This window comes from Nonomuraea sp. NPDC003754 (assembly GCF_053605785.1).
This window is the reverse complement of the sequence record NZ_JBSGJX010000048.1, coordinates 14,449-30,570: the sequence shown is the minus strand read 5'-3', so window position 1 is coordinate 30,570 and position 16,122 is coordinate 14,449. Positions and strand designations below refer to the sequence as shown.

Genomic DNA, 16,122 nt, shown 5'->3' with positions numbered 1-16,122 from the left:
TGACGCCGGCGTCTTCGGCGGCCCGCAGGTGCTCGTGCCCGGCGGCGACGTGCTGAACAAACCTCGCCACCCTGCAGGAGCTCGTCGGCTTCAGTCGTCCGATGCGGCCGCCATGGCCGTCTACGTCTTCCTCTACCCATCCATGGAGTGACTCCTGTGGGGTGGCGTGGGCGTTGGCCAGGACGCTACACCCAGTCTTGCAAGAGTTCAATGAAAGTTTTCGCTCGATCAAGCCATCCATGCCGAGGGCCGGCCGCCTCGCCCGCGTACGCGCATGGGCCCGCGCGAGGGTAGCCGCCCTCCCCCAACTAAACAACTGTTGACATTGATCTTTGTGAAGCACTCAATAGGCCCCATAGTTCAACATCTTCCAACGCATCGCTCCGGCTTCCTCGCCGAAAGGAATCGATGTCAGATGCGCCGCCTCACCCATGCGCTCCTGGCCTTACTGGCTTCAGCCCTGGCCGTATCCGCCGTCCCCGCATCACCCGCCGAAGCGGCGGGGCCGTACGTTGTCGAGGCCGAGAGCATGGCGCTGTCCAACTTCTCGACCGCCAGCGTGGAGCACATCTTCAACGGCACGCCGGTCGAGACCGTGACTTACATCCAGGGCGTTTCCGGCCAGTCGAGCAGCGCCACCAAGGCATTCAGCGGCGCCGCCGGCACCTACGACCTCATCACGCGCTACAACGGCAAAACCGCGGGCGGAGTCACCTACACGCTCGCGGTGAATTCCACCACCGTGGATTCGTGGGCCACGGCTCAGCGAAACGGTCGCGACTACACCGATCCCGCGAACATCGACACCCGCACGTCGAGCAAGATCACGCTCAACAACGGTGACACCATCAAGCTGACGGCCGCGTCCGCCGGCGAGACACCGCGCGTCGACAAGATCACGATCCAGGAGCACGTGGGTCCGCCGACCAGCACGCTGAGCATCGATTCGCCGAACGCGGCACTGAACGACGGCTTCGCCTGGGGCAAGAACCGGGCTTTAGGTATGACGTTCTATCCCGGGAACCCGATGATGGGGCACGAAGCCGAGTGGTGGCGGCTGAAGGATTCCACGCACACCACGGTGGTGCCCGGCTACTGGGGCTCCTACGTGAACCGGGAGGCCTTCTACAACAGGGACATCGCCCACCAGTCGGATGGCGCGCACGCGCTCGGCCTGGACAACGAGACCTTCGCGATGCTGAAGACGTTCGCCGGCGATGCCGACGATCCGGGCCAGAACGGCTGGCCGCTCTGGGCGCACAGCTCCTACGGGAGCATGTACTACGTCGACGGCACGGGATTCAGGGAACTGCCGTCGCCGTTCAACGTGATGGCCAAGGCCTACAAGCAGTACCAGTGGACGGGAAACCAGAACTGGATCAACGATCCGACCCTTTCGGCGTACTACGACTCGACCATGGGTTCGTTCCTGACCAACCACGAGGTGACGTGGAACGACGCGAACCCCTCCAGCGAGCAGCCGGTCGCGAGGATGCAGCCCGGCGAATACACGGCGACATTCTTCGAGTTCCCGAACGAACATCTCGTCTCCGCCGCCGACGCGCTGGGCTACCAGTACCAGTCGATGATCGCGTATTCGGCGATCCTGAAGGAAAAGGGCGACAACGCCAACAGCACGAAGTGGGCCCAGCGCGCCCAGCGGGTACGCGACCACTTCGAGCGAAACTGGTGGGACTCGGCGACCAACCGCTACATCCGCGGCAAGGACGCCGACGGCAAGGGTTACAGCAGTTGGGGGCATGAGGCCAGCTTCCTGATGATGCTGACGGGGTTGGGCGACCACGGCGCCAGGACCAGCGACTACCTGGACTTCATCGCCGCCAACGACGACGACCTGAATGTCGAGGCGACCTCCTATCTGCCGGAGATGTACTACCAGTACAACCGGCCTTCAGAGGGTTGGGCGTGGCTCAAGAAGCTCATGGCCGACAAGAACGGATATCCGGAAGTTTCGTTCATGGTGGTCAGCAGCATCATCGACGGCATGATGGGCGTGCAACCGGACGCCCCGCACAACAAGGTGACCACCGTCCCGCGGTTGACCGCTGAGGTGCCGTGGGTGGAGATCAACCACCTCAAGGTCGGCGGCAACGACCTCAAGCTCAAGCACACCGGCACGACGGCCTCCACGCTGACCAACAACTCCGGCTCCACCATCACCTGGGAAGCCCAGTTCTACGGGACCCTCTCGTCGATCAGCGTGAACGGCACCCCGCAGACGCCGCAGACCAAGTCGCTGTACGGCCGGACGGTCTCGTACGTGGCGGTGCCGGTGGCCGCCGGCGCGTCGGTGACCGCGACCGCCGGAAGCGCAGGGGGTGACACCACGGCTCCCACCGCGCCGACCGGCCTCGCGGCGAGCAAGGTGACCTCGAACAGCGTGGATCTGAGCTGGGGGGCGTCGACCGACAACGTCGGCGTGACCGGCTACGGCGTCTACCGCGGCACTACGCTGATCGGTTCGTCGACGGGCACGAGCTTCACGGCGACCGGCCTTTCCGCCTCGACGCCGTACACGTTCACGGTGAAGGCGAAGGACGCGGCCGACAACACCTCGACGGCCAGCGACGCGGTCAGTGTCACCACGGCCATCAGCGGAAACGGCCAGACAGCCGATCTCAGCGATCTCACCTGGGTCAACGCCGTGACCGATTTCGGCACTGTTCAGAAGAACAGAAGCGTCGGGTCGAACCCCATCAAGCTGGCCGGGACTTCCTACGCCAAGGGCATCGGCACGCATGCCAACAGCGCCATCACCTACACCTTGAACGGCGGGTACGCGAAGTTCCAGGCGGAGGTCGGCGTGGACGACGAGGTCTCGGCAGGCGCGACGGTCAGGTTCGAGGTCTGGGGCGACGGCGCCAAGCTGTACGAGAGTCCGTCGGCACTGACGGCCTCAAGCCCGACCCAGTCCATCGACGTCAGCATCGCCGGGGTGACCTCGCTGGTGCTGAAGGTGACGGACGCGGGAGACGGGATCAACAGCGACCACGCCGACTGGGCGAACGCTCGACTTGTCAGTGCGGACACCCAGGCGCCGGCGGCGCCGACCAACCTGGCGCCGAGCAACGTCACGTCGAGCAGTGTCCAGCTGACCTGGACGGCGCCGACCGACAACGTCGGGGTGACGGGCTACGACATCTACCGCGGGACGGCGCCGGCCGGCTCGTCCACGAGCACGAGCTTCACCGCGACCGGGCTGTCGGCCGCGACGTCGTACACCTTCACGGTGAAGGCGAAGGACGCCGCCGGGAACGTGTCGGGTGCCAGCAACGCGGTCATGGTCACCACCTCCGGCGGCGCCGCGGTGTTCCTCAGCGATCTGAACTGGACCGGTACCCCCACCATCGGGTGGGGCACCCTTCACAAGGACCGGAGCGTCGACGGGCACACCATCACCCTGAACGGGACCACGTACGCCAAGGGGCTGGGCACGCATGCGACAAGCAGCATCACCTACCTCCTGAACGGCGCCTATTCCCGGTTCCGGTCGGATGTCGGGGTCGATGACGAGGTCGGCGCGAACGCGACGGTCAGGTTCGAGGTCTGGGGCGACGGCGTCAAGCTGTACGAGAGTCCATCGGCGATGACTCCGTCCAGCGCGGCGGCCGCCATCGACGTCAGCGTGGCCGGGGTCACCTCGCTGGTGCTGAAGGTGACGGACGCGGGAGACGGGATCAACAGCGACCACGCCGACTGGGCGGGAGCAAAGCTGGTGTCATGATGCGCAGGACCCGGCGGGGAGCCCTTCCAGGGCGACCCGCCGGAGTCGCGCCCACGACGGCCCGTTCCTCGCGCCGATGCCGCTGGTGAGCGCGGCGACGCTCCGCCGTGCTAGCCCTGTGCGGCGCGCTTGGCGGCATGGGTCTGCCGCCACTCCTCGGCCGCCTGGATCATGGCCTGGCCGACGTGCTCGAAGAAGTGGCCGATGTCGTGCATCCGCGTGCCGGCGGGTGTGGCCGTGCCGAGGACCTGGGCACCTTGACGGGCGAAGTCGGCCAGCAGGGTGTTCTGGCGGGCGCTGGCCATCCAGCCGCGGAACCACGCGTCGGCGTCGATGACGTACCGGTCGCGGCGGCGATGGGGGTCGCGTTCGCGCCTGATGAGCTCCTGCTGTTCGAGTTCGCCGACGGCCTTGGAGATGGAGGCGGGGCTGACCTGGAGGCGCCGGACGAGCTCGGCAGCGGTCATGCTGCCGCTGTCGGTGACGTACAGGCAGGTGAGCACGCGGGCTGTCATCCGCGGCAGCCCCGTGCCGACCATCATCGCGGTGAACTGTTCCTCCAGTTCGTGAACCGACTCGGGATCGCGCCCGTGCGCGTCGACGGCGGCGGGCGGAAGCTTGGCCGAGTTCGGCTTGCGGCGGCGGGCGCGTCCTTGGGTCGCCCGCTGTGCCTGGTCGGCCCGGTAGCCGCCGGCGCCGCCGTTGCGGGCCACTTCCCGGGTGATGGTGGAGATGGGCCTGCCCAGATCGCCGGCGATCTCGGTGTAGGTGAGTCCGCCGGCCAGCCCCTCGGCGATCTTCTGCCGGTCCTGGTGGGTCAGCCTGCCTCCGGGCATCGCTCCTGCCTTCCGTGTCACGTCTCGCGGTATGGCCAGTATTGCGTTCGCCAACACTCCATTGCAAGTCACCAGCTTCGTTTTGCACTCACCTTCATTCTCATTGCAAGAGTTAATGGGCTCTGAGCTGCGCAGATATGACTACCAGCCGCCTAGCTTGTTGCCGCTTTGGTGAAAGCAAGCTAGCTTTTAGTCATTCGCGAATGAGCGAACGGACTGCTCGCAAACTGTCGAGCCGTGATCGGAGCCCCCTCATGACTTCCCTCCTCACCCCTGTGCGCACCTGGCACCGTCCCTTGGTGGTCTGCGCGCTCCTCATGCTGGCTGTGATGCTCGCCGCCGGTGTCGGGCTCGTCGTCGACGGCCGGACCCTGCTGGATGAGCCGGTGTGGGTCAAGCCGCTCAAGTTCGGCTTCGCCTTCGCTCTCTACGCAGGCACGCTGGCCTGGCTGCTGACCAGGCTGCGCAAGGGCAGGCGGCTGGGCTGGTGGATCGGCACCGTCTTCGCGCTGGCCGCGACCGTGGAGGTCGGCGCCATCACCGCCCAGGCGGCGCGCGGTACCTTCAGCCACTTCAACGCCGACCAGAGCGATCGGGTCACGCTGGCTCTGGTGCCCATCCTCACCTACGGCGTAATGATCATCCTGATCACGCAACTGATCCTGGCGGTCGTCGTGCTGATCCAGCGCACCGGCGGGGCCGCGGTGAACCGGGCGATCCGCGCCGGGCTGGCGCTGGCCGTCTTCGGCATGCTGGTGCCGGTCTACTGGCTGGTCGCCGAGATCCACCCCCGCACGGTGACCGACGCCAACGGCGCCCGGATCCCGATGTACCAGGGCCACGGCATCGGCGACCCGGACGGCCACGGCATGCCTCTCACCGGCTGGAGCGTCACCGGCGGCGACTTCCGGGTACCGCACTTCGCCGCCCTGCACGGCATCCAGGTGCTGCTCCTGCTCACCGCGGTGCTGGCCGCCCTGGCCGCCAAGCACGCCTGGCTGCGCGCCGAGAAGGTCCGTGCTCGCCTCGTCGGCTGCGGCGCCCTCGGCTACACCGGGTTGGTCGCGGCCGTGACCTGGCAGGCCTGGCGCGGCCAGTCCCTGATCCACCCGGACAGGATCACCCTTCTCGCCCTGGCCGCGGTGCTGCTCCTCACGGCGGCCACCACCGCAGGGGTGATCGTCACCGCCAGGCGCGCGGGCGCCGTACCCGCTGGAACCCCCGAGCGCCTCCGGCCGGCGCCCTGACGACCTCCCCTGACCTTGAGAACCGAACCTCCAAAGGAGAACTGACATGACACCGTCCGCTTCCGCCAAGGGCGGGCTGTTCCTCGCCACCGTGTTGATCGCTGGGGGCGTCCTGACGGCACCCGCGACAGCCGCATCGCCCGTCCCCGACCACGCCGGCGTACAACGCGCTCTCGACAACGCCGTGGCCCACGGTGGCGCTCCGGGCATCGTCGCCGAAGTCCGCGACCGCCGCGGCAGGTGGTTCGGTTCGGCAGGCGTGGCCGACACCAGGACCGGCCGCAAGCGTCAGCCGCACGAGCGGTTCCGGATCGGCAGCACCACCAAGGCGTTCACCGCCACCGTGGTCCTGCGGCTGGTGGCCGAGGGCAGGCTGAGCCTGGACGACACCGTGGAGCAGTGGCTGCCCGGTCTGGTCGCGGGCAACGGCTACGACGGCCGTGAGATCACCGTCCGGCAGCTGCTCAATCACACCAGCGGCATCTCCAACTACGGCAACGACGAGAAGTTCTTCGCCAAGGGCGTGGGTGCCGCCTGGTTCGAGCACCGCTACGACACCTACACCCCCGGGCAACTGGTCGAGATCGGCCTGGCCACCCCGCCCCGTTTCAAGCCGGGCACGAGCTTCCTCTACTCCAACACCAACTACTTCCTGGCCGCCATGATCGTCGAAAGGGCCACCGGCAGGACCTTCGCCCAGGAACTCACCAGGACCGTCATCCGCCCCCTGCGCCTGACCGGCACGTCACTGCCCGGCACCGACCCCAAGATCCGCGGCCCTCACCCGGCGCATTACTCCACCCTGTTCTCCTCCGATTCCAAGCCCGAGATCCACGACGCGACCGAGATGAACCAGTCCTTCGCCTGGGCCGCAGGCGGCATCATCTCGACCACCGGTGACCTGCAGCGCTTCTTCGGCGAGCTGCTCGGCGGACGCCTGCTGCCCGCAGCCCAGCAACAGGAGATGTTCACCACCGTCGAGACCAAGGGCCCCGTCCCGTGGATCCCCGGCACCCGCTACGGCCTCGGCGTCTTCTCCCAGAGGCTGCCGTGCGGCGTCACCGTCTGGGGCAACGCCGGCGCGACCTACGGATCGTGGACCTACGCCATGGGCACCCGCAACGGCAACCACCTGCTGACCAGCCAGGTCAACGGCGACTGGAGCGGCCTGAGCGTCTTCACCGACACGCTGTCGGCCGAGTTCTGCCCGGCCACGTCCCGATGACCCGCGACCACGCCGTAGGACTCGTGGCGCCCCGTTCATCGCGGAGTCCCAACGGGACGCGCCGATGTTGGCCGGCCGGACAGCGCCACGCCCGCCGCGCTTCGCCATGCTGGAGCGATGCGCCGATCAGGAAATGAAGATGCCGCCGCAGCCGCGATGATCGCCGACATCGAGCGGCTCGTGCGCTGCGAGTCCCCGTCCGAGGACATGGCCGCGGTCGCCCGCAGCGCCGAGGTGGTCGCCGAGGTCGGCGCCCGGCTCCTGGGCGCGGAAGGGGAGCGGGTGGTGGTGGACGGCCACACCCACCTGCGCTGGCGGTTCGGCGGCGAGCCCCGGGTGCTGCTGCTCGGGCACCACGACACGGTCTGGCCGGTCGGCTCGCTGCGGACGCATCCCTTCGAGGTCCGCGACGGGCTGCTGCGCGGGCCCGGGTGCTTCGACATGAAGGCCGGGCTGGTGATGGCCTTCCACGCGCTGGCGGCGCTGGACGACCTGGACGGCGTGACCCTGCTCGTCACCGGCGACGAGGAAACCGGGTCCCTCTCCTCGCGCGAGCTCATCGAGGACGAGGCCCGCGGGTGCTCGGCCGCGCTGGTCCTGGAGGCCGCCGGGCCCGGCGGAGCCCTGAAGACCGCGCGCAAGGGCGTCTCCCGCTACGAGGTGCTGGTGCGGGGACGGGCCGCGCACGCGGGACTGGAGCCGGAGCGCGGCGTCAACGCCTCCGTGGAACTGGCCCGCCAGGTCGTGGCCGTGGCCGGGCTGGGCGATCCCGCGCTGGGCACGACCGTCACTCCGACTCGCCTGGAGGCGGGCACCACGGTGAACACCGTGCCCGGGTCGGCGCGCTTCGAGGTCGACGCCCGGGTCTGGGAGGCCACCGAGCAGATCCGCGTCCACACCGCGATGCTGGGCCTGCGGCCCGCGCTGGACGGCGCCGAACTGGTGATCAGGGGCGGTCCGAACCGGCCTCCGCTCCAGGCCGCGGCGTCGGCGGACCTGTTCGAGCGGGCCCGCAGGCTCGCGGCGACGCTCGGGATCGGCCCGCTCACCTCGCTCGCCGTCGGCGGCGCCTCGGACGGGAACTTCACCGCGGGAGTGGGCACACCGACCCTCGACGGGCTGGGCGCGGTCGGCGGCGGGGCGCACGCCGACGACGAGCACGTGGTCGTGGCGGAGCTCACGGGGCGGACGCGGCTGCTCGCCGCCCTGGTCGCCGAACTGCTCGCAAGCGCGGAAGTTGTCCACTCGGACGAACCGGGAGCCGTCCTCCCGTGCCCGCCGACCAGCTACAGGACCTGACCGGCTGGAACCATGGCCGGCGTGACTGATCTCATCCGCGACCGTCGCGGGTCCGGGCCCGTCGACCTGGCGTACGCCGCAGCCGAGGCGGCCGCGCGAAGCGCGGGCATCCACATCCGCCCTTTGGACAGCGTCGTCGAGCTCGAGGCCGTCCGCCGCCTGTACGAGCGCATCTGGCGTACCGGTGAGAACAACCCGCCGGTGACGGCCGACCTGCTGCGGGCGATGGCGAAGGCGGGCAGCTACGTCAGCGGCGCCTTCGAAGGGGACGAGCTGGTGGGCGCCTGCTTCGGCTTCTTCTCCCCGCCCGCGCGCGAGGCCCTGCACAGTCACATCGCGGGGGTGCTGGCGCGCGTGCAGGGACGCAACGTCGGCTTCGCGCTGAAGCTGCACCAGCGCGCCTGGGCCATGTCACGTGGCGTCAGCGAGGTGTGCTGGACCTATGACCCGCTGATCCGGCGCAACGCCTACTTCAACATCACCAAGCTGGCCGCCGACCCGGACGAGTACCTGCCGAACTTCTACGGCCCGATGGACGACGACATCAACCGCAGCGACGACACCGACCGGGTGCTGGTGCGGTGGCGGCTGGAGTCGCACGCCGCGGTGGCGGCCAGCGCGGGCCTGCCCAGGCCGGCCGACGCGGCCTCCGCCCGCGCGGCGGAGGCGGCCGTGGCGCTGGGCGTCTCTCCCAGAGGCGGGCCGGTCGCCTGCCGCGCCGACACGCGCACCGTGCTGGTCGGCGTCCCCGGGGACATCGAGACCTTGCGGGCCCACGACCCGGGGCTGGCCGCCCAGTGGCGTACGGCGCTGCGGGACGTGCTCGGCGAGCTGCTCGCCGAGGGCGCGCGGGTGCGCGGTTTCGACCGCGCGGGGTGGTACATCGTGGACCGGCGGGAATCACCGTGAAGCTCCTCGGGGTTGGCAGTCGCCGGATGAGGTGACGGTCGCCCCGGAGTGAGTACCCCTCTCCTGAGCCCGGTCCGGCCCGACGAACCGGATAGCATCCTTTGGTCATGCAGAACGAACGCCGACCCGCCCGCGCTGCGCTAGCTTCGGGCGCGTGCTTGTCCCCGTGACCAGCCTCCCGCGAGCCAGCCTCGCCCGCGTTCTGGAGGAACTCGGTTCTACCCTGCTCGACGTCGTCTGCGGCGATGTCGAGCAGGCCGGCGATGTCGGCGGCGTCGTCATCTACGACCCGCTCGACGAGCCCGAGCTGCCGAGCCGCGCGCTGGTGTTCGGCGTCGGCCTGCACGACCCGGCCGACCTCGCCCGGGTGGTGACCCAGCTCGGCCGGCACGACGCCGTCGGCCTCGTGGTCCGCGCGCCGGTCGTGCCCGACGACGATCTGGTCGCGGCGGCGCGCGAGGCGGGGGTGACGGTCCTGTCCTTCGCGCGCGGCGCGTCATGGACGCACCTGGCGGGGATGCTCCGGTCGCTGACCGCCGAGGGCGGCGGGCTGGACGGCGCGGACGCGCACACGGTCGGCCGGATCAGTTCCGGCGACCTGTTCGCGGTCGCCAATGCCATCGCCGCGCTGCTCGACGCGCCCGTCACCATCGAGGACCGCAACTCCCGGCTGCTGGCCTTCTCCAGCCGGCAGGAGGAAGCCGACCACTCGCGGGTCCAGACGATTCTGGGCTGCCAGGTCCCTGAGCACTACACGCGCATCCTGGAGGAGCGCGGGGTGTTCCAGGCGATCTACCGCAGCGACCGGCCCGTCTACGTGGCGCCCCTGCCCGAGCCGGTCGACCCGGCGCTGCCGCCGGAGCTGCCCCGGGCGGCGATCGCGGTGCGGGCCGGGGACGAGATCCTCGGCACGATCTGGGTGGTCGTCCCCGAACCGTTGGACGAGGAGCGCAGCGAGGCGCTGTACGAGGCGTCCAAGCTGGTCGCCATGCACATGGTGTGGCAGCGCGCCGACGCCGACATGGAGCGGCGGCTGCGGACCGAGCTGCTGAGCACCGCCCTGGAGAGCGGGCCGGGGGCGCTGGAGGCGGTCCGCCGCCTCGGACTGAAGGACGAGCCCGCGGTCGTCCTCGCGCTGACCGTCGTCGGCTCGGCGGCCGAGCACCCGCTGCCCGCCCAGTTGGCCACCGAGCGCAAGCGGCTGGCCGACGCCTTCGCCATGCACCTGTCCGCGGCGCACCCGCGGGCCGCCGCGGCGCTCATCGGCGACGTCGCCTTCGGCGTGCTGCCCCTGCCGCAGAGCAGGGAGCAGAACCGCGAGGACACCGAGGAGCGCGCGGTGTGGATCGCCGCCGAGTTCCTGGCCCGCGTCGGCTCGCGGCTGCGCCCGCTGATCGGGGTCGGGCCGCTCGCCGCTGACAGCTCGGCGCTCGCCCGGTCACGGTCGGGGGCCGAGCGCGCCCTGCGCGTCCTGCGCTCGGGGGTCGGTGGGCAGCAGGTGGCCCGCCTGGACGACGTGCACGTCGAGGCACTGCTGATCGAACTCGCCGACCTCGTCCCGCGCGGCGACATCCCCAGCGGGGCCGTCGCACGCATCGTCGCCTACGACAAGGAGCACCAGACCAGCCTGGTCGCGACGCTCCGGGCTTGGCTCGACGCTTTCGGCGACGTCGCGGTGGCCTCGGCCGCGATGTACGTGCACCCCAACACCTTCCGCTACCGGCTGCGCCGGGCCGCCGAGGTCGGCCGGCTCGACCTCGGAGACCCGGGCGCGCGGCTGTCGGCCATGCTGCAGCTGCGCCTGATGTCGATCAGGTCTGCCCCGGACGGCTGACGCCCCGCAGGCCGAGCGTGCCGATCAGGAACGCCAGCCACTCGGCGTCCTGCGCGACGGCGACGTCGTGGGCGGTCGCCGCGCCGTGGCCGGCGTCCTCGAAGACGTGCAGCAGGATCGGCGCCACCCCTTGCTGCGCGGCCTGCAGGCGCGCGGCGAACTTGCGCGCGTGCCAGGGCCTGCACCGTGGGTCGGTCGCCCCGGCCTGCAGGTAGACCGCCGGGAAGACGCCGGGCTCGACCAGCTGGTACGGCGAGAGCCCGAGCAGCCGCCGCACCTCGGCGGGGTCGTCCGGGTCCGCCCACGCCTTGCGGATGACGAAGTCGAGGTAGGGGTCGCGGGTGCCGCCGATGAGGTCGAGCAGCGGGGCCCTCGGCAGGACCGCACGCCACAGCTCGGGCCGCCGGGTGACGGCGATCCCGCACATGAGGCCGCCGTCGGAGCCGCCGGTCAGCGCGAGCCGGTCGGAGGTGGTCAGGCCGGTGGCGAGGAGGTGCTCGGCGACCGCGACGAGGTCGGCGTCGCGGACGTGCTTGCGCTCCCGGTGCGCGGCCAGGTACCAGTCGCGGCCGAACTCGCCGCCACCGCGCAGGTACGCCTGAACCAGCACGCCTCCTGCCGCGACGAAGGCAGCCAGGTCGGGCTGGTACTGCGGCAGGAGCGGCACGTTGGCCGCGCCGTACGCGGAGATCAGCACCGGCGCCGGCGCACCGGCGGCGCCGCGCACCACGTGGTACGGCACGGCGACGCCGTCCGGTGCGAGGGCCTCGCCCTCCTCCAGCACGGCGTCGAGGACGACCGCGGGGGGCGTCAGCGTCTCCGGTTCCCTCTCGCCGGGCCGGTGCCGGTAGACGCCCCACGAGCTGGTGAGGGTGGAGAAGGCGAAGACGAAGTCGGCCGCGGGCGTGCCGGTGGCCAGGGCGGTCAGCGGGAAGAAGGGCGCGGCGAGCGCGCCCCTGCCGGGCAGGGGGACCTCGCCGGTGACGGCTCCTGAGCGGTCGAGGATGCGCACCCTGGCGAAGGTCCGGTCGAACTCGCTGAGGTAGAGGTGCTCGCCGACCGGGGTGAGGGAGCGCAGCACCGTGTCACCCTCCGGGACGAGCTCGGTCCACCCGGCCGGGTCGCCGGGGTCGGCCGCGTCGAGCGGGATGGCGACCACCCTGCCGCGCGGGGCGCCGACGTCGGTGACCGCGATGTAGCGGTCGCCCACGATGTGCCCGGCGATCGTCCCCGTGCAGCCGGTGACGAAGGGCCGCCAGGCCGTGTCGGGGCCGGACATGTCGCGCACCGCGACCGGGACGGGGCTGCCCACCCGGTGGGCGGCGACGGCCCAGCGGCTGCCGGTCGACATCTGGACGAGCGTGTACTCGCGGGAGCCCTCGCCGACCGGGATCGGCTCCGGTTCGGTCGCGCCGCCGAGCCGGTGGAGGAAGACCGCCTGCCGGAACTCCTCCGGCGTACCGGTGAGCGCGAAGAAGTAGAAGCCCGTGCTGTCCGGCAGCCACGAGACGCCGCCCGCCCATGCGCTGTGCAGGACCTGCTCGGGCGCGCCGTCGAGCTGCCGCCCGGAGGCGACGTCGACGAGGCGGATGGTGTTGTGCTCGCTGCCGTCGGTGCACAGGCCGAGCGCCAGGACGCGGCCGTCGGGCGCGGGCGCCAGCCAGGACACGACCGGCGGGTGCTCGCCCTCGCCGGATCCGGCCAGGTCGACGACTGTCCGCCCGTTTCCCAAGGGCGTGTCCGCGACGACCACCGCGGGCGCCGAGCTTCCTGGCTGAGCCGCGACGCGGAACCAGCGGCCGGAGGCGTACTTCGGCAGGGCCGGGCGGGAGCCGGCGTCGTAGGCGCGGATCAGGTCGCGGACGGCCTCCGGGTCCTGGCCGGCGTAGACGGCGGCGGTGGCGAGCTCGGCCTGCCGCCGCTGCCACTGCCGCACCTCCTCGGTCTCCTTCTCCAGCCAGCGGTAGGGGTCGGGCACGCGCACGCCGGCGACGTCCTCGAAGACCTCGACGGTGCGGGCGGGCGGGTAGGAAGCGGTCACGGTGACTCCGGCTCGTGTGGGGACTGGGCTCCGGTCTCGAACTCCGCTCGGAGCCGCTCGAACGCGCCGGGGACCCGGGTCACCCGGCGGACGTGGATGAGCGCGTCGTAGGCGGCAGGGAAGTCGTCGACGGGGTCGAGGCCGCCGGCGGCCAGCGTGCCGTCCACCCCTTCGAACAGCCCGGCCGGCTCGTGGCGCAGGTCGACGGCGGCGACGGCCGGGCCGAGGCGCTCCAGCCGCGACTCGATGGCGTTCGGCGGCAGGATGCGGTCGTGGAGGGAGACGTCGCAGTCGAACGGGCGCGGCGAGCGCTGGGTGAAGCGCACCTCGGGGCCGGAGCCGTACGTCATCCCGATGACGACGGGATCATCGCCGAGCAGGCCGCCGAGCATCGGCCGGCCGTGCAGCGGCGTGCGCCTGACATGCGCGTTGTGCGCGCTCACGACGACCCGCTCCTCGCGCTCCAGGATCCAGCGCACGGTGTCGGCCATGAACACGTCGCGCGGGTACGGCCCGGCGTCCGGCCCGTCCAGCTCGGCGAGAAAGGCCCCGATCGAGGCCCCGCACCGGCGCACGACCCCGTCGTCGTGCGCCGCCGTACGCCCCACCAGGTCGCGGAGGCCGTCGAGCAGCCGGGTCCGCTCGGCGGCCGACATGGCCTGGTAGCGGATCGCCGCCTCGGTCCGGCCGCCCAGGTCGCTGAGGCGACGGAGCTCCTTGTCGCCGGGCAGCTCCGGCAGCCGGTCGAGGCAGGCGCGCACCGCCGGTCCGGGTGAGGTGGAGGAGCCGGGCAGGTCCATGCCGTAGAAGCTGACCTTCGTCGGGTTCGCGGCGTTCCACTCGCGCATCCAGGTCAGCTGCCGCCGCATCGGCTCGCACTCGCCGAACCGGTAGGTGATGCCGTCGCGGGCGACCGTCCCGACCTCGCCGGGCCCGCCGTGGATCCACGCGTCGACGGCCAGCCCCTCGGCGAAGCCCGACTCCATCACGAAGGCGGTGAACCCGTGCTCCTCCACGAGCAGGCGGAACAGCTCGTCCTTGAGCTCGTAGAACTCCGTGATGTTGTGCGCGCCCTCGCCGAGGGCCACCACCCTGGCGTCGCCGGCCAGGTCTCGCACTAGCTGTGGAAGTACCATAGTTCCGGCGTGTACAGGAAGCTGATCAGGGCGTTGAACGACGACTGCGGGCCCGACAGGGTGTTCTTCCACACCACCAGCGTGTGCGGGGTCGGCAGGAAGAGCACCGGCAGGTCCTGGGCGAGGCTGGTCACCTCGGCCGACAGCGCCTTCTGGTCCGCCCCGAAGGTCGAGGCGCCGATCAGCTTGTCCACCTCGGCGTTCTTGTAGCTGCCCAGATTGAAGCTGCCCTCGGTGTTGAACACCGTGTTGCTGCTCGGGTAGCCGGCCGCCAGGTAGAGGGGGCCGTAGTCCTGCATCGCCCACTCGTTCTTGGTGGCGGGGGCGAAGGTGTTGCCGTAGTTGGCGTACATGTAGTTGAGCGACTTGGTCACGATCTTGACCTCTATGCCGAGCTTCTTGGCCGCTGAGGCGAAGGCGACGTCACGCGCGCCGACGAAGGCCGGGGAGCTGGCCGAGGCCAGGGTGAAGCTGATCGTCTGCCCCTGCGGGATGTCCGCGCCGCACTGGCCGGGCCCGGTTCCGGGACGCTCGCAGGTGGTGGCGCCGTTCGGCGCCACCTTCCAGCCGTTGTCGGTGAGCAGCTTCTCGGCGGCGGCCGGGTCGTAGGGGTAGGGCGGCTGGTCGCCGAAGGCGGGCGGGTAGGGGGATCCGTTGCCCGCGGTGCTGTAGTTCGGGGAGGCGGCGCCGTTGTAGATGCCGCGGCTGGCGATGTAGCCCTGCTGGTCGACCAGCCGCTGCAGGGCCTGGCGGACGTAAGGCTGCGCGATGACCTTGTCGAAGTTGTTGACGGTGTTCGCGAAGTTGATGACGAGCGAGTCGAACCGGGCCGGGGCGGGCGCGCCGTACACGTTGTAGCCCTTGGCTTTCAGCTGGCCGATCTGGGTGGCGAAGCTGGAGTCCAGCGTGCCGACGGTCAGGTTGCCGGCCTTGAACTGGTTGAGCACGGCGGCGGCGGAGGTGAAGGCCTTGAAGTCGATCTGGTCGAGCCGTGACTCCCCCGGCCCGCTGTAGGACTCGTTGCGCGCCAGGGAGAACGAGCCGGTCGTCGGGTCGAAGCTCTTGAGCCGGTAGGGGCCGTTGACGACCTGCCAGAGCGGGTTGCCGGCGAAGGTGGCCTGCGACTCCGACTCCTTGGTGAGGTACTTGTAGATCGCCTTGGCGTTCTTCGGCTGCCTGTAGTCGAGGTGCGGGCCGCCGGTGGCGGCGATGTTCCACTCGGTGGAGGGCAGCACGTACAGCAGCGTCAGCATGGACAGCAGGTACGACGGGTTGTACGCGGTCTCCAGCTCGAGGGTGAGCGTGTCAGGCGCGGCGGCCTCGGCGCTCACGCCGTCGGGGAACTGTCCGGGGGTGTAGAAGCTCCAGTTGGCCGGGCTCTCCTTGAGCGCCGCCTTGAGCAGGGCCAGGGAGAAGACGACGTCGTCGGCCGTGACCGGCTTGCCGGTGGACCACTTGTAGTCCTTCATCTTGATGGTCACGGTCTTGCGGTCCGGACTGTAGACGGGCGGCTCGGCCAGGCTCAGCTCGGCGTCGGCGACCTGGTCGCCCTCGCCGCTGGGACGGTAGAGGGAGCGCCACAGCTGGCCGCGGGCGATGACGGTCCCGTTGGCGGCCGCCGGCGGGTAGGGGTAGATGTAGTTGGGGCTGAGCCCGGGGGTCAGCGCGACCGTGGCGGTCCCACCCTGCTTGGGGGTGCCGGTCTGCACGGGCTTGGCGGTGTAGCTGCCGGCGATGTCCTTCGTCGTGTTCCCACCGCCGCCGCTGCACGCTGTGGCCAGCACGGCGACGGCGGCGACGGCTGCCACGGAGAGGCGGCCTCGGTGCTTCATTGATGGCTCCCTGGAGAA

The 16,122-nt window shown here is 70.6% G+C and carries 10 protein-coding genes; 6 read left to right on the top strand and 4 right to left on the bottom strand.

The annotated features are described in order from the left end of the window. The first annotated feature begins 415 nt into the window (after nt 1–415). A complete protein-coding gene (locus tag ACWEVS_RS38865; RefSeq protein WP_452555771.1) occupies nt 416–3,745 on the top strand; it encodes an NPCBM/NEW2 domain-containing protein in 3,330 nt (1,109 codons plus the stop codon). Nucleotides 3,746–3,855: 110 nt separating this feature from the next. Here the strand turns inward: ACWEVS_RS38865 and ACWEVS_RS38860 are convergent, their stop codons facing one another. Continuing rightward, entirely contained in the window at nt 3,856–4,581 is a 726-nt protein-coding gene (locus ACWEVS_RS38860; protein ID WP_452555769.1) for a MarR family transcriptional regulator, read from the bottom strand. 254 nt (nt 4,582–4,835) lie between these two features. On the opposite strand from ACWEVS_RS38860, the gene ACWEVS_RS38855 reads away from it, so the two are divergent. From ACWEVS_RS38855 to ACWEVS_RS38835, 5 genes are all read left to right on the top strand, one after another. Beyond that, a complete protein-coding gene (locus tag ACWEVS_RS38855; RefSeq protein ID WP_452555767.1) occupies nt 4,836–5,828 on the top strand; it encodes a hypothetical protein in 993 nt (330 codons plus the stop codon). Between the two features lie 46 nt (nt 5,829–5,874). After that, a complete protein-coding gene (locus ACWEVS_RS38850; RefSeq protein WP_452555765.1) occupies nt 5,875–7,053 on the top strand; it encodes a serine hydrolase domain-containing protein in 1,179 nt (392 codons plus the stop codon). A 156-nt stretch (nt 7,054–7,209) separates the two neighbouring features. Continuing rightward, nucleotides 7,210–8,352, top strand: a complete 1,143-nt coding sequence (locus ACWEVS_RS38845; protein WP_452555763.1) for a M20 family metallopeptidase — start codon at nt 7,210–7,212, stop codon at nt 8,350–8,352. A 21-nt stretch (nt 8,353–8,373) separates the two neighbouring features. Beyond that, nucleotides 8,374–9,261 (top strand): GNAT family N-acetyltransferase, encoded by an 888-nt coding sequence (locus ACWEVS_RS38840; protein WP_452555761.1) that lies wholly within the window; start codon nt 8,374–8,376, stop codon nt 9,259–9,261. Nucleotides 9,262–9,415: 154 nt separating this feature from the next. Continuing rightward, on the top strand, nt 9,416–11,095 hold the full coding sequence (locus tag ACWEVS_RS38835; protein WP_452555759.1) for a PucR family transcriptional regulator: 1,680 nt from the start codon (nt 9,416–9,418) through the stop codon (nt 11,093–11,095). On the opposite strand, the gene ACWEVS_RS38830 is transcribed toward ACWEVS_RS38835, so the two are convergent. The 3 genes from ACWEVS_RS38830 to ACWEVS_RS38820 are packed head-to-tail and all read right to left on the bottom strand — an operon-like array spanning nt 11,073 to nt 16,104. Then, nucleotides 11,073–13,136 (bottom strand): prolyl oligopeptidase family serine peptidase, encoded by a 2,064-nt coding sequence (locus tag ACWEVS_RS38830; protein ID WP_452555757.1) that lies wholly within the window; start codon nt 13,134–13,136, stop codon nt 11,073–11,075. The two genes, ACWEVS_RS38835 and ACWEVS_RS38830, sit on opposite strands and share 23 nt — an antisense overlap. Next, on the bottom strand, nt 13,133–14,254 hold the full coding sequence (locus ACWEVS_RS38825; RefSeq protein ID WP_452555755.1) for an erythromycin esterase family protein: 1,122 nt from the start codon (nt 14,252–14,254) through the stop codon (nt 13,133–13,135). Before ACWEVS_RS38825 ends, ACWEVS_RS38830 begins: the two co-directional genes overlap by 4 nt. After that, a complete protein-coding gene (locus tag ACWEVS_RS38820; protein WP_449919050.1) occupies nt 14,254–16,104 on the bottom strand; it encodes an ABC transporter substrate-binding protein in 1,851 nt (616 codons plus the stop codon). The genes ACWEVS_RS38825 and ACWEVS_RS38820 overlap by 1 nt, the downstream gene beginning before the upstream one ends. Between the last annotated feature and the right edge of the window lie 18 nt (nt 16,105–16,122).